We start from the raw sequence: 20,464 nt of genomic DNA, 5'->3' as shown, positions 1-20,464 counted from the left end.
GACGCCACCGCTGCGATCACCTGCCGGACGCCCCGGCCCCGCACACCGGCCGGGTCCGCAGCCAGTACGAGCGCGTGGCCAGCAGAAGGGCGACACCGTAGACGGCGAAGGCGCCGAACCCGACCCAGCCCACGGCGATCGCCTGCGACTCCGACCTGAAGTCGCCGAGCCGCATGGTCACGGCGCCGGTCGTGGCCAGGGCCATGTACGCGGCGCCGAGCACCCCGTACGGCACCAGCGTCGCCGCCCCGATGACCGCGGGGGTCAGCGGCAGCCAGCGCGGCACCGGCCGTCCGCCGAGCACGAGGGTCCAACGGGGGAAGGCCTGCCCCCATGGCCGGATCAGCCCGAACAGCAGGAACACACCGAGCGCGGCCAGCAGGGCGGTCGGGTCGAGCCCCCAGGACTCCAGCGTGAGCCACACACCGGACGACCCGTTCCGCTCGTAGGCCGCGAGCACCTCCTCGCCACTCAGCCCGGCGAACGTCCCGCCCGTCGCCCAGATCACCTTCATCACCGCGAACGGCACGAACGCGACGGACCCCGCGCAGGCGACGAGGTGCATCCGGCGGGAAGCGGCGGACGGATCCGGCCTCACCGCTGCCGCGTGCCGCTGCCCACAGCGGCCGCAGACGGCGCCGGCCCGCAGCGAACGGGCCGTGGCGGCGAGCAGCACCGCGCCGACCAACCCGAGAGCGTGATGCACGGCGTCAGCCGTGTTGTCGACACCCTGGCCGACCAGCAACCCGATGACGTCCATCAGCAGCGTGAAGGCGGAGACGGCGGACAGCGCACAGGCCGTCCACAACAGGCCGCGCACCAAGGGCCGTACCCCCGACCGCCGCGCGGCCACGACCGCGACCGCCCCCAGCGCGGCAACAAGAAGAACGAACCAACTCAGCCAGACCCCCCGTGCCCCGCCCACCACACGCCCCACCGCGAACCCGCCCTGCGCGACCGCCCAACACAGCGTCGCGTGCGCCACCCGGCGCCCCTCGCCCGTCCGTACGACATCACTCATGCCCCGACCGTCGCACCCGCCCCCACCACCGCACGTCCCCCACCGGCACGATCCCCCTCCACCCGACGGCGGAGCCGGCCGTCAGACCTACGTACGAACCGAACGGCTAGTCCTCAAGAAGCTCCCGCAGGGCTTGGAGCAGGACTTCCTTCTGCGACACCACCAACTCGTTCATCGTGATCTCGCGCTCCAACCCGCCGATTTCCCCCAGGGCTTCCTCGTCCCCGTCCTGAATCATCTCCACCTTGGGCAAGGAAACGAGCGACAAGTACTTCGACAGAAGGCGACCAAGTCCATGGTCACCGGTGACATCGGCCGGTACGTCCACGGCTTCGCCGACGAGATATGTCGCGGGCTTCTCGAGGAGCCACCCGGCCAAATGGCCGTCGATGAACAGAAGATCGAAGTCGCGCGAGATGCGCAGCCGGACCACGGCCGTCGACTCGATGGAGGCCTGCGAGCGAAGGCACACCAGCACATCGCCGCTGGGCGAGATCCAGCGGACGTCGGCCGGAAGGAGATCGAAGTTGCGCCCCAAAGGCGCACTGGGCGCGCCTTCACCGGGAGGGAGATCCCGGCACCTCTCCCACCAGCGCGCCAGCTCCGCTTCCTGTTCGGGAACCTGGAAGACAGCACCGACAAGGCTGCCGCCGTCCCGAGAGAACCGCATTTCGTCGGTGCCGGACCACAACCAGTCCACGCTGCCGAAGGTGTCGGCCAAGTACTGCTCGCGCAGCTCTTGCGCAATACGCGCACCGACGACCACCACAAGCCCACCGACCACGTAGCGCGGCCGTTCCTCCAGCACCGCGCCCGACGTTCGCGCGGACACGTCATCCGCCAGCCAGAGGTTCATGCCCTTCTCTTCCGTCTGGTCTCCGCCAACGAACATCTCGATGTCGTCCATTGCGTCTTCTGCGGCGCCCGACATCACGCTGTCGGTCAAGAGTGCCCGAAGGGCATCGAACACTTCCTTGCCGACCGTGCCGTGGATCCTTGCCACGTGTCCCGCCGAGACGGCAGCGCATCGCCGCAACTCCGCGCGCCCGTCCCCGAGGAAAGCGATGATGTGCTGCTCCACCCAATCCCGATCAGGCAAGTGGAGGGCCGCTGCGACCAGCGTCTCGCATATTTCGCTCACGCTCCCACGGGCGAAGACTTCGTCGGCTTCCTGCGGCGACACGGAGACGGGCGACTGATACCGCAGTCCCCCGCCGTCACACCCCTTGGTCATGAAACCCCGCATCACTCCGAGAGGCCAGCTCGTGGCATCGCCTCATCTTTCGCGCCCGTGATCCTCGATACCGTAGAACGCGAACACAGCCGCACGTTGCTCCGCGACCGTGACGATCTCATCCGGGCGAGCCGGAGCCAAAATGTCGACAGTCTCTTCGCTGACGGTTCGGGCTGCGGTATCGAAGGTGTACACGAACCGCCCGCCGGTCATCTGAGACTGCATACCGGAGCTCGTTACATCACTCCGTGCTCCCTGGCAGCAGAGCAGGAGGCCGCCATGCTCCAAGTCCCGGCGGGCAGCCAGCAGACAGGCGAAGAGATCACCTTCGCTGTACACCTCTTCGGGACGCCCCTCTCTGGCCACCCTCAGCCCGTAGGGAGGAGTGTCGGAGGAACACACGCGAACGCTCTCGATCGAACCGTCCTCCCTCACCGCCTCAAGCATCGTCCATTCCGTCACGGGGAACCTCCCGAGCGTGTCGGTCGCCCTTTACAACCCTGTTGACGTCGGTTCCTCTCTCACTCAGCCTTTGCTTCACTGCCAATATTCTGTGATCGCTTCTGGGGGAACATCCTGATACAGGAGGACCTCTTGGTCCCTCTTTGCAAAATTATCGATCCTCTCCTTCCCCGGGAATCCGCCGGCAGGAATGCTGGTTGGGCGCGGCCTCGAGCCCCATCGGGTCAGGGGATGCGTAGCTCGCCGTCTCCGGGTCGTAGTAGCGGAAGCGGTCGTAGTGCAGGCCCGTCTCGGCGTCCGCGTACTGGCCCGGGAAGCGGAGAGGGCAGTCGGGTTCGTCCGCCATGGCCGGCGGAGCGGGGAGGCGGGTGCCCCAGAGGGTGGTGCGGTGTTGCCAGGCCAGGGCCAGGGTGGCCGCGGGCGTCACCAGTTCCGTCGGGGTGCCGATCGGGTCGGTGATGACGGCGTGGAAGCGCGGGGGTTGGTCGGCCGACGGGCGGTGATCGGTCTGGGCCACGGCGCGGTGGGTGCCGGGGGCGTAGTCCCAGGTGGTGACCGTGCCGTCCGGGGACAGTTGTTCGGCCAGGCGCGTGTCGTCCCACGAGAAGAACGTTTCCTCGCCGTTCGACAAACACCGCTTCGATATTCGGCGGCCCAGCGGGTCGTACGCGTACGACCAGCGTTCGCCGTCAGGCGTCTCCGCCTCCCGCAGGCGGTCCTCCGCGTCCCAGGTGTACGCCCATGTACGGGTCTGCCCGTTCAGGAGCTTGCGGGTCTTGCGGGTCAGGCGGCCCTGGGCGTCGTGTTCGTACGTGGTGCGGCCCGCCCGGCGGATGAGGGTGCCCTCGGCGTCGCGCTTGCCGGGGGCCTCGTGGGCCGGGGCCGTGGCGTGGAGGAGGTTGCCGGCGGTGTCGTAGGCGTAGGTCTCGGTCCAGCCGTGGGCGCGTACGGCAGTGACGCGGCCCGCGCGGGTGAGGTCGAAACGGCGGGTGCCGGAGGTCAGTTCGCGGATCTCAGTGAGGTGGCCGTCCGCGCGGTAGGCGTAGGAGCGGTGCTGGAGGAGCCGCTCGGCCGCCTCCCCAGGCCCACCGCCGAGGTGGCCCGTGACGGTCTGGGACGCGAGGCGGTCCGTCGCGTTCCAGGTCTGGGTGAGCGTCGCCCCCTCCCCCAGGCGGCGTTCGGTCTCGCGGCCCGCCGCGTCGTACGCGAAGCCGAGCGAACCGGCGTCGCTGCGCAGCGCGAGGGGGCGCCCCGTCGGGTCGTACGTCCACTGCGAGCTCAGGCCCGAAGGTGTCGTCCGTTCCGTGCAGCGCCCGAGGGCGTCGTAGGCGTAGCGGGTCGTGCGGCCGTCTACCGTCTCGGACAGGACCCGGCCCAGCGCGTCGCGCTCGTACGTCACCTCGGCGTCCGCGTTGGCGGCGCGCGTCAGTCGGCCCGTGGCGTCGTACGCGTAGGTGGTGGCTTCCCCTGATTCGGCGCACTGTTCGACGACCCGCCCGAGGGCGTCCCGCGTGAAGTGAAGCGTTTCTCCGGCGCCGTTCGTGCGGGCGAGGAGCTGCCCCGCGCTGTCGTGGACATAGGTCAGCCGGCGCCCGTTGAAGTCCGTCTCGGCGGCGAGTCGGCCCGCCTCGTCGTAGTCGTACGACCAGGTCAGCCCCTGCGGGTTGGTGACGGCCGTCAGGCGCAGTTCCGTGTCGTAGGCGAAGGCGTACGTCGCGCCGTCCGGCTCCGTCCGCGATGCCGGGAGGTCGAAGTGGGTGGCGGTGTGGGTGGTGGTGTTGCCCGCGGGGTCGGTGTGGGTGAGGAGGTTCCCTTCGCCGTCCCACGTCCACGTCTCGTACGTGCCGTCGGGCAGCTCGCGCCGGCTGGGCCGACCCTCGGTCGTCCAGGACATCCGGGTGACGTGACCCAGCGGGTCCGTGATCTCGACGACGCGGCCGAAGACGTCGCGCCGGACAGCCGTCGTGTGGCCAAGCGGGTCGGTAACGGCCACCGGCAGGCCCGCCGCGTCGCAGACCACGGTGCGCACGTGCCCGAGGGCGTCGGTGACGGCCGTCAGATGTCCGGACTCCGCGCCATAGGCGTACCGCGTCCCGGCGCCCGCCGGGTCGGTCGTCGTCAGCAGGTTGCCGCGGTCGTCGTACGCATGCCGCCAGGTGGCGCCGCCGGGCTCAGTGACCTCGGTCGGCAGGCACAGGGCGTTGTACGCCGCCTCCCCCGTCGTGCCGTCGGGGAGCGTGATCCGGGTCGGATTGCCGGCGTCGTCGTAGTCGTAGCGCGTCGTCCGGCCGAGCGGGTCGGTGACGGAGACGGGCGCGTCGCCGCGCGCGGCCCACTGCGTGAGGGTCGTGTTGCCGAGCTGGTCGCTCTCCTCGACCACGCGTCCGGCGCCGTCGTGGCGGTACGTGCGCAGCCGCCCGAGGGAGTCCGTCTCCGTCGTCGTGCACGTCTCGTCGTCGTAGGACAGGGTTCCGGAGAGGAAGCCGTCGCTGCCCTCGGTGCGGACGACGCGGCCCCGGGTGTCGTACACGTAGGCGTACGACGTTCCGTTGCGGTCGGTCCAGGAGGTTATTCGTCCGTCCGCGTCGTAGGTGAAGCGCAGCGGCTCTCCGCTGGAGTCGGCGACCTCGGTGAGGTTGCCGGCATCGTCGTAGCCGTAGCGGAGGAGGAGCGTGCCGTCCGCGTCGGCGGGCGCCTGCGACGGCTCGTCCAGCAGGCGCAGGGCGGTGACGCGCGGGCCCTGCGTCTCCACGGCGACGTGGTAGCCGCCGTGGTGACGGATGGCGGTGGGGATGCCGGTGGCGGTGCGTTCGATGTCGATGCGCGCGCCGTTGCGGTCGTGCAGGCTGTCCAGCGGCAGCTGTACGGCACCCGGGGTGTCCGTGGGAGCGGGGTTGCCGAAGGTGCGGACGACGCCGCTGTGCGGGTCGGTGACCGTCAGCAGGCCGTCGGGCCGCCCGTCCCACTCCAGCGGCCAGCGCGGCCCCTTCATCGGCAGGACGGGCTCGCCCGGGGCCGGCACCGGGTAGGCCAGGCGCATGCCGTCGGCCGCGGCGAACACGACGCCCTCGGCGTCGAGCTGCACCCGCTCGTCGAGCGTGGACGCCCAGGTCGGGCCGAACCAGCCGCCCGCGCGATAGGACGAGAGGTGCGTACGCTCCACGACGAGTGGCAGGGCGGCGGCCAGTGTGACGTCGGTCTGGGGCAGCAGCACGACGCCGGTCGCGACGTCGACCGGGTCCTTCGCACACCGGATGCCCGCCGTGACGCGTGCGGCCCCCGGCAGCTCCACGAGGTCGGGACGAATGCCTCTCAGGAGGCTCCGGTCCCCGACGTACTCCTCGACCCCGCCCGCCACGGGCCCTCCCCCATCGCTTCACCGAACCGCACGACCGAACACGAGCGCCCAGAAATGGGCTTCCGGTGATCCTATGACGGTCAGTAAAAGCAACAGGCGGTCATGCAGCATGTGAAGCGAGTGCAGAAGAAGAGCGCCGACGTCGATTCCCCCGTGGCCGGCGTCGGCGCTCCCGCCCCTGTTCCCGTAGGGAAATCTTCGCGTTCAGGCCGGTCCCGCCACCATGGGAAGAACTACCCATGCCGCCGTGGTCAGGGCACGATGCCCGCCTGCTTGGCGAGCAGTACGGTGGAGACCCGGTTGTTGGTGCCGAGCTTGCGGTAGATCTTCTCCAGATGCCGGTTGACCGTGTGGGGGGAGATGGTCAGGCGGCGGCCGATGCCGTGGGCGGTGATGCCCTCGGAGAGGAGGCCCAGGACGGTCAGTTCGCGCGGGGTCAGGCCGTGGGACTGCGGCACGGCGAGGCGGCCGGCGGCGGCGCCGGCGCCCAAGTCGACGCCCAAGTCGACGCCCGGGTCGACGCCCGGGTCGATGCCCAAGTCGACGCCCGGACCGTCGAGCGGGGCGGTCGCGGCGACGGCCTCGCGCAGGCGGTGGAGTTCGCGTACGTGCCGGTCGGCGGTGGCCAGCAGCGGCTGGATGCGGGCCGCGAAGGCGAGGTCGTGCTCGGTGAACGCGCCGTCGCGGCCGAGCGAGATCGCGCGCAGCGCGCCGTTCTCGGCGGGCATGGGGAGGGCCAGCTGGTCGGTGGTGCCGTAGTCGCGGTGGGCCTCGCTGCGCCAGCGCGAGTTGTGCCAGCGGCTGTCGCCGCAGAGCTGGTTCATCGTCACCGGGACGCGCTCGCCGGCCACGAGGTAGGGGATCAGCGGGTGGCGCTGGCGCATGCGCCGCTGCACCATGTCGGTCATCGCATCGCCGCCCAGCCGCCGCGGCGCCCAGCCCTCGACGCGCCCCGCGCGGTCGTCCCCCCCGGGCAGCCGGGCGAAGATGACCGTGCCGCAGTCGAGGGCCTCGAGCAGGTGTTCCGCGATCAGATGCCGCAGCTCGCCGGGGTTCTCGCTCTCCAGCACCGCGACGACGATGTCGAGCATGCGCTCGTAGTCCCGCGCATGAAGCTGTGGCATGGCGGCTGCCTTCCCTTTGTCCCCACCCCCAGTCACCCCGGCGACCGGTAGGCCGGGTAGCCCCCTGGCACGGCATGTTACGGGGCTGGTCGGGGCGCCTCCACCGGCGCCGGACGCGTGCCGGACGCGTGGGGGGACATCAGGTCGCCGGTACGAGCCCCGCCTGCTGGGCCAGCAGCAGGGTGGAGACGCGGTTGTTCGTACCCAGTTTCCGGTAGATTTTCTCGAGATGGCGGTTGACGGTGTGCGGGGAGATCGTCAGCCGCCGGGCGATCCCCAGCGCCGTGAGGCCCTCCGCCATCAGGCCCAGCACGGTCAGCTCCCGGGGCGTCAGGCCGTGACCGGAGGGGTGGTCGGCCGTGAGCGCCGGGGCCGTCGCGCTCAGCCGGCGCAGCGCCTGGACGTGGTTGCCCGCCCTGACCAGCAGCGGTTGCACGCGGGCGGCGAAGGCGAGGTCGTGGGGGCGGAAGGCCCCGTCGCGGCCCATCAGGACCAGGCTGATGCGGTCGGGGCCGCCGGCGACGGGCAGGCCCAGCTGCTGGGTGACGCCGAAGTCGCGGCGGGCCTCCTGGTACCACTGCGACTGGCGCCAGGTGTCGCAGATCTCGCTCACGGTCACCGGGGCGCTCTCGCCGCCCGCGATGTAGGAGAGCAGGGGGTGGTGCTGGCGCATGCGCCTCGGGACGAGGTCACGGACGTGCGGACTGAGCCGTTCCGGCGCCCAGCCCTCGATGACCCCCGTCCCTTCCGGGACGTTGACCACCGAGAACGTCGCCGAGTCGCACCCCATCGCCTTCAGCAGGTGACCGGTGATCAGATGCCATGCCGAGTCCGCGGCGTCGTCCTCCAGGATCGCCACGGCCAGGTCGAGCATCTGCTCGTAGTCACGCGCACGGAGCCGCGCCATGTGTCCCCCACGCCCACCCTTCCCCCCGTTCGCCGTCTTCGTACGTTGAATACGTCGAAACCGCGGCCCCGGCCGTCAGCCCCAGCGTCCCGTGCGCCCCAGCAGCAGGGCCGCGGCCGCCGTCCCGGCCGTCGACGTGCGCAGCACGCTGGCGCCCAGGCGGTACGGATGGGCGCCGGCCTCGGCGAACGCGGCGAGCTCCTCCGGCGAGACGCCGCCCTCGGGGCCCACGACCAGCACGATGTCGCCGGTCGGCGGCAGCTCGGCCGTGGCCAGCGGAGTACTGCCCTCCTCGTGGAGCACCGCGGCGAGGGCGGCGCCCGCCAGCAGGTCCGCGACCTGCCGGGTCGTCAGGGGGTCGGCCACGGACGGGAAGCGCAGGCGCCGGGACTGCTTGCCCGCCTCGCGGGCCGTCGCGCGCCACTTGCCCAGCGACTTCAGGCCCCGCTCGCCCTTCCACTGGGTGACGCAGCGCGAGGCCGACCAGGGGACGATCACGTCGACGCCCGTCTCGGTCATCGTCTCGACGGCCAGCTCGCCCCGGTCGCCCTTCGGCAGGGCCTGGACGACGGTGATGCGCGGCTGCGGCAGCGGCTCGGAGCGTACGGACGTCACCGCGACCTCGAGGTGGTCCTTGCCCTCGACGGCGGCCACGGTGCCGAAGGCACCGGTGCCCTCGCCGTCGGTCAGGACGATCTCCTCCCCCACGCGCAACCGGCGCACGGACACCGCGTGGCGGCCCTCGGAGCCGCTCAGGGAGAAGACGGTGCCGGGGAAGACGCCCGTCAGGGAGTCCTCTTCGACCAGGAACACCGGCGCTGTCATGACGTACTCGCTCTCTCGGACTTTCTGATCAACACAATCGGCTCAGCGGATTCGGCTCGGCCCGACACCATCATCGGCTCAGCTCGACACCATCATCGGCTCGGCCCGGCACCATCGGCTCGGCGCCCGACGGGGCGCGGGCCGCGGCCAGCTCGGCGGCCAGCACGGCGACGAGGTCGCCCGCCGGCATGGCGCGGGCCAGGCGATGGCCCTGGCCCGCCCACAGGCTCATGCCCTCCGGGTCGCCCGCCGCCGCGGCGGCCCTGCGCAGGCCGGAGGTCATGTGGTGGATCTGGGGGTAGGCGGCGGGGGCGTAGGGGCCGTGCTCCCGGATGAAACGGTTCACCAGCCCCCGGGCCGGGCGGCCCGTGAAGGCCCGGGTCAGCTCCGTGCGGGCGAACAGCGGGTCGGTCAGGGCCCGCTTGTGCAGGGGATGGGCGCCGGACTCCGGGCAGGGCAGGAACGCCGTGCCGAGCTGCGCCGCGCACGCGCCCGCCGCGAGGACCTCGGCGATCGCCTCGCCCCGCATCAGCCCGCCCGTCGCGATCACCGGCAGCGGCACGCTCTCGCGGACCTCGGCCAGCAGCGGCAAAAGCCCGGCCCCGGCGCCCACACCGCCCGCGTGCGAGTCGTCCGCGCCCGCGCCATCCGCGCCCGCGCCGCCCGCGTGCGGATAGTGCGCGTGCGGGTCGTCGTGGTGGGTGCCCTGGTGGCCGCCGGCCTCCACGCCCTGTACGCAGACGGCGTCCGCGCCCGCCTCCCGCGCCGCACGGGCCTCGGCGGCCGAGGTCACGGTCACCACCGTGACCGTGCCGACCGCTGCCAAGGCGTCCACGGCCGTACGGGAAGGACACCCGAAAGTGAAGGAGACGACGGGGACGGGGTCCTCGAGGAGGAGGGCGAGCTTGGCGTCGTAGGCGTCGTCGGAGCTCAGGTCCGGCTCGCCGAGGGGCGTCCGGTAGCGGGCGGCCTCGCCGGCCAGCCGCTCGGCGTACGCCTCGACCGCGGCCGGGTCGGCTGCGGCCGGGTCCGCTGCGGCGGGCGGCTGGGGCAGGAAGAGGTTGACGCCGAAGGGCCGGCCCGTGCGAGCGCGGAGCTGCCTGATCTCCTCGTGCATCGCGGCCGGCGTCTTGTACCCGGCGGCGAGGAAGCCCAGACCGCCGGCCTCGCCGACGGCGGCGGCCAGCGCCGGAGTGGAGCCGCCGCCCGCCATCGGGGCCTGCACGATCGGGTGCTCGAACAGTCTGGTCACTCTGGTCAGTCCGGACAACGGAGCCATGACCACATCGTGTCACAAACCGACGAACCGGCCCCGGCCACGGGGAAGCCGTGGCCGGGGCCGGTCATGATCCGTCGGTCGCCGCCCGGGAGGGCGTCGCCCTGACGCCCGGGAGGGCGCCGCCCTCCCGGCTCGCCGTCGCGAGGACGTTCGTTCGCCGTCCGCGAGAGCGACGTTCGCCGGGCCTACCGCCCGTTGAACGCGTCCTTCAGGCGCGAGAACAGCCCCTGCTGGCCGGGCTTGAACTCGCCCGTCGGGCGCTCCTCGCCCCGCATCTTCGCCAGCTGGCGCAGCAGTTCCTCCTGCTGCGGGTCCAGCTTGGTGGGCGTGATGACCTCGACGTGCACGATGAGGTCGCCGCGCCCGCCGCCGCGCAGGTGGGTGACGCCGCGCTGGTGCAGCGGGATCGACTGGCCGGACTGCGTGCCCGGGCGGATGTCGATCTCCTCGACGCCGTCCAGCGTCTCCAGCGGCACCTTCGTGCCGAGCGCGGCCGCCGTCATCGGGATGGTGACCGTGCAGTGCAGGTCGTCGCCACGACGCTGGAAGACCGGGTGCGGGGTCTCGTGGATCTCCACGTAGAGGTCGCCGGCGGGGCCGCCGCCGGGGCCGACCTCGCCCTCGCCCGCGAGCTGGATGCGGGTGCCGTTGTCGACACCTGCGGGGATCTTGACGGTGAGGTTCCGCCGGGACCGGACGCGGCCGTCGCCGGCGCACTCCGGGCACGGGGTCGGCACGACCGTGCCGAAGCCCTGGCACTGCGGGCACGGGCGGGAGGTCATGACCTGGCCCAGGAAGGACCGGGTGACCTGGGAGACCTCGCCACGGCCGCGGCACATGTCACAGGTCTGCGCGGACGTGCCGGGGGCCGCGCCCTCGCCGCTGCAGGTCGTACAGACGACGGCCGTGTCGACCTGGATGTCCTTGGTGGTGCCGAAGGCGGCCTCCGCCAGGGTGACTTCGAGCCGGATCATGGCGTCCTGGCCGCGGCGCGTACGCGAGCGCGGTCCCCGCTGCGAGGCCTGGCCGAAGAAGGCGTCCATGATGTCGGAGAAGTTGCCGAAGCCGGCGCCGAAGCCGCCGGCGCCCGCACCCGCGCCGCCCGAGGCGGAAAGGGGGTCGCCGCCGAGGTCGTAGACCTGCTTCTTCTGCGGGTCGGAGAGGACCTCGTAAGCGGCGTTGATCTCCTTGAACCGCTCCTGCGTCTTCGGGTCCGGGTTGACGTCCGGGTGCAGCTCGCGCGCGAGACGGCGGAAGGCCTTCTTGATCTCGTCCTGCGAGGCATCGCGCCGTACGCCCAGGACCGCGTAGTAATCCGTGGCCACTACGACTCCGCCAGGATCTGTCCGACGTAACGTGCCACTGCGCGTACCGCTCCCATCGTTCCGGGGTAGTCCATGCGGGTCGGTCCGACCACGCCGAGTTTGGCGACTGCCTCGTCGCCCGAACCGTAGCCGACGGCGACGACCGATGTGGAGTTGAGACCCTCGTGGGCGATCTCATGACCGATGCGCACGGTCATCGCCGAGTCCTTGGCCTCACCGAGCAGTTTGAGCAGCACGACCTGCTCCTCCAACGCCTCCAGCACGGGCCGGATCGTCAGCGGGAAGTCATGACCGAAACGAGTGAGGTTGGCGGTGCCGCCGATCATCAGCCGTTCCTCGGTCTCCTCGACCAGGGTCTCGAGCAGCGTGGCGAGAACCGTCGAAACGGTTCCGCGCTCGTCCTGCTCGAAGGACTCCGGAAGATCCTGCACCAACTGCGGCACATCCGTGAACCGACGTCCCACGACACGGCTGTTCAGCCGCGCCCGCAGGTCCGCCAGGGCGTTCTCGCCCACCGGCGCCGGGCAGTCGATCATGCGCTGCTCCACCCGGCCGGTGTCCGTGATCAGCACGAGCATGACCCGGGCCGGAGCGAGCGAGAGCAACTCCACATGACGCACGGTCGAACGGCTCAGCGAGGGGTACTGCACCACCGCGACCTGCCGGGTCAGCTGCGCCAGCAGCCGCACCGTGCGGGCCACCACGTCGTCCAGGTCGACCGCGCCGTCCAGGAAGTTCTGGATGGCACGCCGCTCCGGCGAGGACAGCGGCTTGACGCCCGCCAGCTTGTCGACGAAGAGGCGGTAGCCCTTGTCGGTCGGGATGCGGCCCGCGCTCGTGTGGGGCTGGGCGATGAAGCCCTCGTCCTCCAGCGCCGCCATGTCGTTGCGCACGGTGGCCGGGGACACCCCCAGCCGGTGCCGCTCGGTGAGCGCCTTGGAGCCGACGGGCTCCTCGGTGCCCACGTAGTCCTGGACGATCGCGCGCAACACCTCGAGCCTGCGTTCGCTCAGCACCGCGCGCACCTCCATCGGTCCAAAAGGTTCAGCCGTCGTACGGGTCGTACCTGTTGTACGTCGTACGCGTTGTACGTCGTACCTGTTGTACGAGGGTCGCATGCGCGGGGGTCTCACCGGACCCCCGCCCTTGGCACTCAAAGGTCACGAGTGCCAGAACCCTCAAGCCAGTGTACGGCCGGGCACCACGGACAGGGCAAGGGCAGTCCCCGCCGCGTGCCCCCGGACCCGCGTCCGGGCGGGCAACGGCACCCCCGTCCGGATAGCGTCGCGGTATGGAGACTCAAGGGGAATCCGGCGCCGCGGGGGCGCATTGGGAACGGCTCGCTCCACACGTCGTACGCCGCAGGCTGCCGGGCTGGGACGCCACCGTCGGGGCGATCGCGGGGACGGACGGCGTCCTCGTCGTGGACACCGGATCGTCGCTGCGCGAGGGCGCCGTGATCCGCCGCGAGGTGCAGCAGATCTTCGGCCTCCCCGTGACGCACATCGCACTCACCCACCCCCACTTCGATCACATCCTGGGCACGGCCGCCTTCTCCGGCGTGCAGGTGTACGGGGCGGTGGGGCTCGGCGAACTGCTGCGCCACGAGCACGAGCGCGAGGAGCTGCGACGGGACGCGGTGCGCTACGGAGTCCCGCGCGATGCCGCCGCCGAGGCCGTGGAGATGCTCGTACCGCCCCAGCACGCCGTCTCCGGGGAGCTGACCGTCGACCTGGGCGGCGGGCGGCGCGTACTCCTCGCGAACGTGGGCCCCGGGCACACGGCGTACGACCTGGCGGTGCTCGTCCCCGGCGAGGACGGCGCGCCCGAGGTCGTCTTCTGCGGCGACGTGGTCGAGGAGTCGGGCGAGCCCCAGGCCGGGCCGGACGCGCTGCCGCACGCCTGGCCGACGGCGGTGGACCGGCTGCTCACCCTGGGCGGCGAGGAGTCGGTGTACGTGCCGGGGCACGGGGCCGTGGTGGACGCGGCCTTCGTACGGCGGCAGGGAGAGGCGTTGCGGGCCCGGTTCGGCGTGTCGTGATCCACAATGGCGCGCATGCGCAGCAGCCGACAGTACGACCCCGACCTGACGCCCCCGTGGAAGCGGAGCACGCCCGCGCCCGAGGTGCCCGCCGAGGTGGATCTCGTGGTGGAGGAGGTCACCACCGGCTTCTGCGGGGCGGTGATCCGCTGCGAGAAGACCGCGCAGGGGCCGACGGTGACACTGGAGGACCGCTTCGGCAAGCACCGGGTCTTCCCCATGGAACCCCGGGGCTTCCTCCTGGAGGGGCGCGTCGTCACCCTCGTACGCCCCTCGGCCCCCGCCGCACGCGGGCCGCAGCGCACGGCCTCCGGCTCCCTCGCCGTCCCGGGCGCACGGGCCCGCGTGGCGCGCGCCGGGCGCATCTACGTCGAGGGGCGCCACGACGCGGAGCTCGTGGAGCGCGTCTGGGGTGACGACCTGCGCATCGAGGGCGTGGTCGTCGAGTACCTCGAGGGCATCGACGACCTGCCCGCGATCGTCGACTCCTTCGCCCCCGGCCCGGACGCCCGCCTGGGCGTCCTGGTCGACCACCTCGTGCCGGGCTCCAAGGAGTCCCGCATCGCCGCCGCCGTCACGGGCACGGACGTCCTGGTCGTCGGCCACCCCTACGTGGACGTCTGGGAAGCCGTGAAGCCGTCCTCCCTGGGCATCCCCGCCTGGCCCCGCGTCCCCCACGGACAGGACTGGAAGACAGGCGTCTGCCGCTCCCTGGGCTGGCCGGAGAACACGGGGGCGGCGTGGCAGCGGATCCTGTCCGGCGTCCGGTCGTACAAGGACCTGGAGCCGGCGCTGCTGGGACGCGTCGAAGAGTTGATCGACTTCGTGACGGTGGGGGGTTAGCGCTCCAGTGTCTGGAATCCGGACGTGTCCAGCGTGACCCCGAGCAGGTCGAGTGGCACGGGGTCCCCGAATTTCGTGGTCCGCTGCACGCTGTAGTCGGCACCCGCGCCGACCCCGATCGGCTCGGTGAACAGCACGCACTTCGCCTCGAAAGGGTCGACGATCAGGTAGGCGGGCACCTGGCCGGCCGCATAGATCGACCTCTTGTCCGTGTAGTCACGGCTTGCGCTGGTCTTGGACACGACCTCGAGCAGCAGCGTGACGGCAGGTGCGGGGATGAGGCGTCCCGGCCCCGTGATGATGCCGCGCTCGTACACGACCAGGTCCGGCACAGGCTCGCTCGGTTCGCCCGGAATGTCGACGTCTTGAGTCTGCAGCCGGTCCCAGCGGTCACGAGGGATCTGGTCCTGGACGTCCTGAACGATCCAGTTATGGATTCGGTCAGGGCTCGCCATCATCACGATGTCCCCCCGCAGCAGCTCGACCCGCCAGCCTTCGGGAACCTCGAGATTCTCGAAGAACTCGATCTTCGTCCGGTCATCCACAGCGGTCATCTCCGTGGCCCTCCACATCCGCCGCAGTGCATTTGGCGGCAGCCTGTGAAGAGCGTAGGCAGGCCCACAGTCTATGCGCGCGTGTTCACTCGAACAGGTAATCAGTCCACCAGGTCGCGGACCACCGCATCCGCCAGCAGCCGCCCGCGCAGGGTGAGGGCCGCACGCCCCTCCGCGTACGCCTCCGCCCGCAGCAGGCCGTCCTCAAGCGCCCGAGCCGCCGCCTTCGACCCGGCCGGCTTCAGCAGCGCCAGCGGGCACCCCTCCTCGAGCCGCAGCTCGAGAAGAATCCGCTCGACCCGCCGGTCCTCCTCGGAGAGGACCTCACGCCCGGCCCCCGGCGAGCGCCCCTCGCTCAGGGCCTGCGCGTACGCGCCCGGATGCTTGACGTTCCACCACCGCACGCCCCCCACGTGGGAGTGCGCGCCGGGCCCCGCGCCCCACCAGTCGGCGCCGCGCCAGTAGAGCTCGTTGTGGCGGCAGCGGCCGGCCTCGCTCGTGGCCCAGTTCGAGACCTCGTACCAGGAGAATCCCGCCGCCGAGAGCATCTCCTCGGCGATCAGATAGCGGTCCGCGTGCGCGTCGTCGTCCGTCATCGGCACCTCACCGCGCCGGATGCGCCGCGCGAGCTGCGTGCCCTCCTCGACGATCAGGGCGTACGCGGAGACGTGGTCGGGGGCGGCGCCGAGCACGGCGTCCAGCGAGGCCCGCCAGTCGTCGTCGCTCTCGCCGGGGGTGCCGTAGATCAGGTCGAGGTTGACGTGTTCGAAGCCCGCCGCGCGGGCCTCGGCCACGCAGGCCTCGGGGCGGCCCGGGGTGTGCGTACGGTCGAGGATCTTCAGGACGTGCTGGCGGGCGCTCTGCATGCCGAAGGAGACCCGGTTGAAGCCCGCGGCCCGCAGTTCTTCCAGGTAGCGGGGGTCGACGGACTCGGGGTTGGCCTCGGTGGTCACCTCGGCGTCCTCGGCGAGCCCGAACTCGTCACGGATGGCGGCGAGCATCCGGCCCAGGTCGGCGGCGGGCAGCAGGGTGGGCGTGCCGCCGCCCACGAAGACCGTCTCGACCGGGCGCGGGTCGTCGCCGAGCACCTTGCGGGCCAGCCGGATCTCCTGGGCGACCGTCTCCGCGTAGTTGTCACGGGAGGCGAGGGCGCCGCCGGAGCCGCGCAGCTCGCTCGCGGTGTAGGTGTTGAAGTCGCAGTAGCCGCAGCGGGTGGCGCAGTAGGGAACGTGCAGGTAGAAGCCGAGGGGCCGCTGCCCGGAGCCGTCGAGGGCATGGCGGGGCAGTGCCCCGTCCTCGGGCATGGGTTCACCATCGGGCAGTACGGAAGGCATGCGTTCCATTGTCCAGCACGCGCCGGATTGCTCGGCGCGCTCACTCAGAGCACTCACTCAGAGCACTCGCCCCGGCCGATCACTCCGCCCGCAGCACCAGCAGCGCCATGTCGTCGTCGGGCGGGCCCGGCGCGAAGCCGTGCACGGCGTGACGGACGCGGGCGGCGACCTGCTCCGCGCTCAGGCCCGCGCAGTCGGCGAGGACGGCGGCCAGGCCGTCGCCGTCGTCGAGCAGGCGGCCCCCGGACTTGCGTTCGGTGACCCCGTCCGTGACGCACAGCAGCGTCTCCCCGGCCGCCAGGTCGAAGGTCTCGCTGCCGTAGCCGACCTCCTCGACGACGCCCAGCAGCATCTGGGGCGCGGCCACGGGCCGTACCGAGCCGTCGGGGCGCAGGAGCAGCGGCAGTGGATGCCCGGCGCTGGCGAGCGTGCAGCGCACGCCGCCGCCGTGGGGCACGAGCTCCCCGTACAGCAGGGACAGGAAGCGCGGCCCGGTTCCGGCCTCCGCCTCGGCCGCCTCCTCGCCCAGCATCCGGTTGAGGCGGTCGAGGACCCCGGCGACGCCGTACCCCTCCTTCGCCAGGAGCCGCAGCCAGGGGCGGACGAGGCCGGTGGTCACGGCGGCCTCGGGGCCGCTGCCGCAGACGTCGCCGAGGGCGAAGCACCAGCGTCCGTCGCCGGCCGCGAAGACGTCGTAGAAGTCGCCGCCGGCGGAGGCGTCGCCCCGGGGTTCGTAGACGACGGCCGCCTCGACGCCGGGGATCGCCGCGACGCCCCGGGGCAGCAGGCCGCGCTGGAGGATGCGGCTGATGGTGGCCTGCCGGGTGTACTGGCGGGCGGAGGTGAGGGCGCGGGCCACGCGCCGGGCGAAGTCCTCGGCGAGGGCGGAGACGTCGCCGGCCACGGCGGACGGCCCGGCGCGGCCCAGCAGGAGGGTGCCGACGCCGCGGCCGCCCGCGACCAGCCGGCAGGCCAGGGCCGTGCCGCCGTCGGGCCCGTACGGCCAGGGGACGGCCCGGCCCGCCGCGGGCAGGACGGGCGGGGTGCGCAGCAGGGCGAGGCGGAGGGGGTCGACGCGGTGTTCGCGGGCGTGCCAGACGCAGGACAGGCGTGGGGCGGGGCGGACGGCGCCGGGATGGCCGTCGGTGTCGAGCCAGACGGCGCACCAGTCGGCCAGGCGCGGGACGGCGAGCTGGGCGGCGAGGGAGGCGACCATGTCCTCGTCGAACTGCCCGGCCAGCAGTTCGGACGCCTCGGCGAGGAAGGACAGGGCGCGGTGGTGGCCGCGCTCGGCGGCGCGGCGGGCGGGCGGTGCGGGGGACGGGCCGGGGGCGAGGGCCTCGGCGGCGCCCAGGACGTCCGGCAGGGCCGGGTCGCGGAGCGGGGTGGCGAGGGCGCCGGGGACACCGGAGGTACCGAGGGCTCCAGGGGCTCCAGGGGCGTCCTCTCCCGGGCAGGTGGGCAGGTGGAACCAGACCGTCTTGTCGGTGCGGCGGTAGGCCGTGCCCCACGTCTCGGCCAGCTCGGCGACGAGCCGCAGCCCGCGGCCGCCGTGCGCGGCCCCCTCGCGCTCGCCCCTCCCCCGGCGCGGGCGGGCGCGGAACTCGCGGGCGGGGTGGTGGTCGGTGACCTCCACGACGAGATTGCCGCCCCGGGCGGGGTCCAGCCGGCACTCGAGGTCCACGGACGTCCCCGCGTGCACCACGGCATTGGTCACCAGCTCGCTGACCAGCAGCGTCGCATCGTCGGTGACCATGTCGTGGGCGTTCCAGCCGGCGAGGACGCTGCGCACGAACCGGCGCGCGGCCGATGGCGCGCGGGCGTCGCCGGGCAGGCTGGTACGGGCCGTCGGCGGACCCTCGCCCGCCGCGCCCGGCCCGGTGCCGGGCGGCGGCCCCTTGTCGTGCGGCCCGGCGGCCGCGTTCGTTCCGCAGGCGGGCGCACGGGCAACCGCCTGATCCTTACCGCCGCTTGGTGATGTCCTCACGGTGGTGCTCCTGACCGCTTACGGCATAGTGCGGAATTCACCACCGACAGAGTGACAGACCAACTGGGCTCAGGTGCGCCGAGTTGGGCAAGTGAGCCGTACGAGTGGAGAGGAGCGGAGATACGAGGGGAGATACGAGCGGAGACGCACGCGGAGGCGCACGCGGAGATACGAGCGGAGACGCACGTGTAGATACGCGCGAAGCTACGCGCGCACCGCGCTCACGCCTCGCGCGCGCCCTCGTACATCTCCTCGATCAGGTCCTTGTACTCGCGCTCGACCACGGGCCGCTTGAGCTTGAGGCTGGGCGTGAGCTCGCCGTGCTCGATGTCCAGGTCGCGCGGCAGCAGCCGGAACTTCTTGATCGTCTGCCAGCGCTGCAGCCCCTCGTTGAGCTGCCGCACATAGCCCTCGATGAGCTCCTCGGTCTCCTTGGCGGCGACCACCTCGGCGTACGACCGGCCGGCCATGCCGTGCTCCTTGGCCCAGTCGAGGATCGACGGGCCGTCCAGGGCGATGAGCGCCGAACAGAAGTTGCGGTCGGCGCCGTGCACCAGGACGTTGGAGACGTAGGGGCATACGGCCTTGAACCTGCCCTCGATCTCGGCGGGCGCCACGTACTTGCCGCCGGAGGTCTTGATCAGGTCCTTCTTGCGGTCGGTGATGCGCAGATAGCCGTCCGGGGACAGCTCGCCGATGTCGCCGGTGTGGAACCAGCCGTCGGACTCGAGGACTTCGGCGGTCTTCTCCGGCTGGCCGTGGTAGCCCTCCATGACGCCGGGGCTGCGCAGCAGGATCTCGCCGTCGTCGGCGATGCGGACCTCGGTACCGGGCAGCGGCCTGCCGACCGTACCGGTGCGGTAGGCCTCGCCGGGGTTGACGAAGTTGGCGGCGCTGGTCTCGGTGAGGCCGTAGCCCTCGAGGATGTGGATGCCGGCGCCGGAGAAGAAGTAGCCGATGTCGGGGGCGAGGGCGGAGGCGCCGGAGACGCTGGCGCGCAGCCGGCCGCCGAAGGCGTCGCGGATCTTGGTGTAGACGAGCGCGTCGGCCACGCGGTGCTTGGCGGCGAGCGCGAAGGGCACGGTCCTGTTGCCGGTGCGGCGGTAGCTGTCCTGCGAGACCTTGGCGTACTCGCGGGCGACCTCGGCGGCCCAGCGGAAGATCTTGTACTTGGCACCGCCGGCCTCCCGGGCCTTGGCGGCGACGCCGTTGTAGACCTTCTCGAAGATGCGGGGCACGGAGGCCATCAGGGTGGGCCGGACGACCTGCAGGTTCTCCACGATCTTGTCGACCCGCCCGTCCACGGCGGTGACGTGGCCGACGGTGATGCCGCCGGCCGTCAGCACCTTGCCGAAGACGTGCGCGAGCGGCAGCCACAGGTACTGCAGGTCGTCGGAGCGCATCAGCTGGGTGGCCTCGATGGCGCGGCCCATGTACGACCAGGCGTCGTGGCGCAGCCGTACGCCCTTGGGGCGGCCGGTGGTGCCGGAGGTGTAGATGAGCGTGGCGAGGTCTTCCCGGCGCAGGGCGTCGATGCGCGCGCGGACGGCGCCGGGGTCGCGCTCGAGGAGGGCGGCGCCGCGCTTCTCGAGCTCGGCGAGGGAGAGCACCCAGCCCTCCGGATCGCCCTCGGCCGCCACCGCGTCGGCGGCCTCGACGACCACGACGTGCTCGAGGCCGGGCAGCTCGGAGCGGCGCAGGCGCGCCTTGGCGAGCTGCCCGGCGTCCTCGGCGATGAGGATCCGGCACTCGGCGTCGGACAGCATGAACGCGGTCTCGTCGGCGTTGGTGCTGGGGTAGACCGGGGTGGTGGCGGCGCCGGAGCACATGATGCCGAGGTCCGCGAAGATCCACTCGAGGCGGGTGGCGGAGGCGAGCGCGACCCGCTCCTGCGGGAGTATGCCGAGGTCGATCAGACCGGCGGCGATCGCGAAGATCCGGTCGCCGGCCTCGCGCCAGGTGACCGAGGCCCAGTCGTCCGGACCCTGACCGGAGGCGGGCGGCACGGGGCGGCGGTAGGCCTCCGCGTCGGGTGTCGCCTCGACCCGCTCGACGAGGAGGTTCGCCACGGAGGGCGGCCGGCTCTCGATCAAAGTCTGTGTGTCGGTCACGGCATCCTCCGGGGCCAAGCTTCGTTGCTGGTGACTCGCGAGTAACCTTTGAGCAGAGA

At 72.1% G+C, this 20,464-nt stretch carries 16 protein-coding genes; 2 read left to right on the top strand and 14 right to left on the bottom strand.

The window, feature by feature from the left end; all coding sequences use genetic code 11:
• Positions 1-16: 16 nt before the first annotated feature.
• From AB4K12_RS07070 to hrcA, 10 genes are all read right to left on the bottom strand, one after another.
• Positions 17-1,021, bottom strand: a complete 1,005-nt coding sequence (locus AB4K12_RS07070; RefSeq protein WP_368433389.1) for a hypothetical protein — start codon at positions 1,019-1,021, stop codon at positions 17-19.
• Between the two features lie 106 nt (positions 1,022-1,127).
• Positions 1,128-2,255 carry a hypothetical protein gene (locus AB4K12_RS07065; RefSeq protein ID WP_368433388.1) on the bottom strand — a complete coding sequence of 376 codons (1,128 nt, stop codon included), beginning with the start codon at positions 2,253-2,255 and terminating at the stop codon, positions 1,128-1,130.
• A gap of 42 nt (positions 2,256-2,297) precedes the next feature.
• On the bottom strand, positions 2,298-2,717 hold the full coding sequence (locus AB4K12_RS07060; RefSeq protein WP_368433387.1) for a hypothetical protein: 420 nt from the start codon (positions 2,715-2,717) through the stop codon (positions 2,298-2,300).
• 151 nt (positions 2,718-2,868) lie between these two features.
• Entirely contained in the window at positions 2,869-6,075 is a 3,207-nt protein-coding gene (locus AB4K12_RS07055; RefSeq protein ID WP_368433386.1) for a DUF6531 domain-containing protein, read from the bottom strand.
• Between the two features lie 251 nt (positions 6,076-6,326).
• Entirely contained in the window at positions 6,327-7,199 is an 873-nt protein-coding gene (locus AB4K12_RS07050) for a LuxR C-terminal-related transcriptional regulator (protein WP_368433385.1), read from the bottom strand.
• Between the two features lie 139 nt (positions 7,200-7,338).
• Positions 7,339-8,106: a response regulator transcription factor gene (locus tag AB4K12_RS07045; protein WP_368433384.1), complete on the bottom strand. Its 768-nt coding sequence runs from the start codon at positions 8,104-8,106 to the stop codon at positions 7,339-7,341.
• A gap of 75 nt (positions 8,107-8,181) precedes the next feature.
• Entirely contained in the window at positions 8,182-8,931 is a 750-nt protein-coding gene (locus AB4K12_RS07040) for a 16S rRNA (uracil(1498)-N(3))-methyltransferase (RefSeq protein WP_086571567.1), read from the bottom strand.
• A gap of 70 nt (positions 8,932-9,001) precedes the next feature.
• Entirely contained in the window at positions 9,002-10,210 is a 1,209-nt protein-coding gene (locus AB4K12_RS07035) for a nitronate monooxygenase (protein ID WP_368433383.1), read from the bottom strand.
• 185 nt (positions 10,211-10,395) lie between these two features.
• Complete coding sequence (gene dnaJ, locus AB4K12_RS07030) at positions 10,396-11,535, bottom strand: molecular chaperone DnaJ (protein ID WP_368433382.1); 1,140 nt, start codon at positions 11,533-11,535, stop codon at positions 10,396-10,398.
• The gene (gene hrcA / locus AB4K12_RS07025) at positions 11,535-12,551 is read right to left on the bottom strand and encodes a heat-inducible transcriptional repressor HrcA (RefSeq protein ID WP_362251500.1); all 1,017 of its coding nucleotides are present in this window, start codon (positions 12,549-12,551) and stop codon (positions 11,535-11,537) included. The genes dnaJ and hrcA overlap by 1 nt, the downstream gene beginning before the upstream one ends.
• A 275-nt stretch (positions 12,552-12,826) precedes the next feature.
• On the opposite strand from hrcA, the gene AB4K12_RS07020 reads away from it, so the two are divergent.
• Positions 12,827-13,576, top strand: coding sequence for an MBL fold metallo-hydrolase (locus tag AB4K12_RS07020; protein ID WP_368433381.1), 750 nt, complete (start codon positions 12,827-12,829; stop codon positions 13,574-13,576).
• Positions 13,577-13,591: 15 nt separating this feature from the next.
• Positions 13,592-14,419, top strand: coding sequence for a DUF3097 domain-containing protein (locus AB4K12_RS07015; protein WP_368433380.1), 828 nt, complete (start codon positions 13,592-13,594; stop codon positions 14,417-14,419).
• Here AB4K12_RS07015 and AB4K12_RS07010 read toward each other — a convergent pair.
• From AB4K12_RS07010 to AB4K12_RS06995, 4 genes are all read right to left on the bottom strand, one after another.
• Complete coding sequence (locus AB4K12_RS07010; protein ID WP_368433379.1) at positions 14,416-14,973, bottom strand: Uma2 family endonuclease; 558 nt, start codon at positions 14,971-14,973, stop codon at positions 14,416-14,418. The two genes, AB4K12_RS07015 and AB4K12_RS07010, sit on opposite strands and share 4 nt — an antisense overlap.
• A 101-nt stretch (positions 14,974-15,074) precedes the next feature.
• Positions 15,075-16,307 (bottom strand): radical SAM family heme chaperone HemW, encoded by a 1,233-nt coding sequence (hemW, locus tag AB4K12_RS07005; protein WP_368433378.1) that lies wholly within the window; start codon positions 16,305-16,307, stop codon positions 15,075-15,077.
• Positions 16,308-16,386: 79 nt separating this feature from the next.
• Entirely contained in the window at positions 16,387-18,141 is a 1,755-nt protein-coding gene (locus AB4K12_RS07000) for a SpoIIE family protein phosphatase (protein WP_368433830.1), read from the bottom strand.
• A 374-nt stretch (positions 18,142-18,515) separates the two neighbouring features.
• On the bottom strand, positions 18,516-20,405 hold the full coding sequence (locus AB4K12_RS06995; protein ID WP_368433377.1) for a long-chain fatty acid--CoA ligase: 1,890 nt from the start codon (positions 20,403-20,405) through the stop codon (positions 18,516-18,518).
• Positions 20,406-20,464: the final 59 nt, after the last annotated feature.

Source organism: Streptomyces sp. C36, from assembly GCF_040932295.1.
Classification (GTDB): domain Bacteria; phylum Actinomycetota; class Actinomycetes; order Streptomycetales; family Streptomycetaceae; genus Streptomyces; species Streptomyces triculaminicus.
This window is presented reverse-complemented; position numbering and strand designations above follow the sequence as displayed.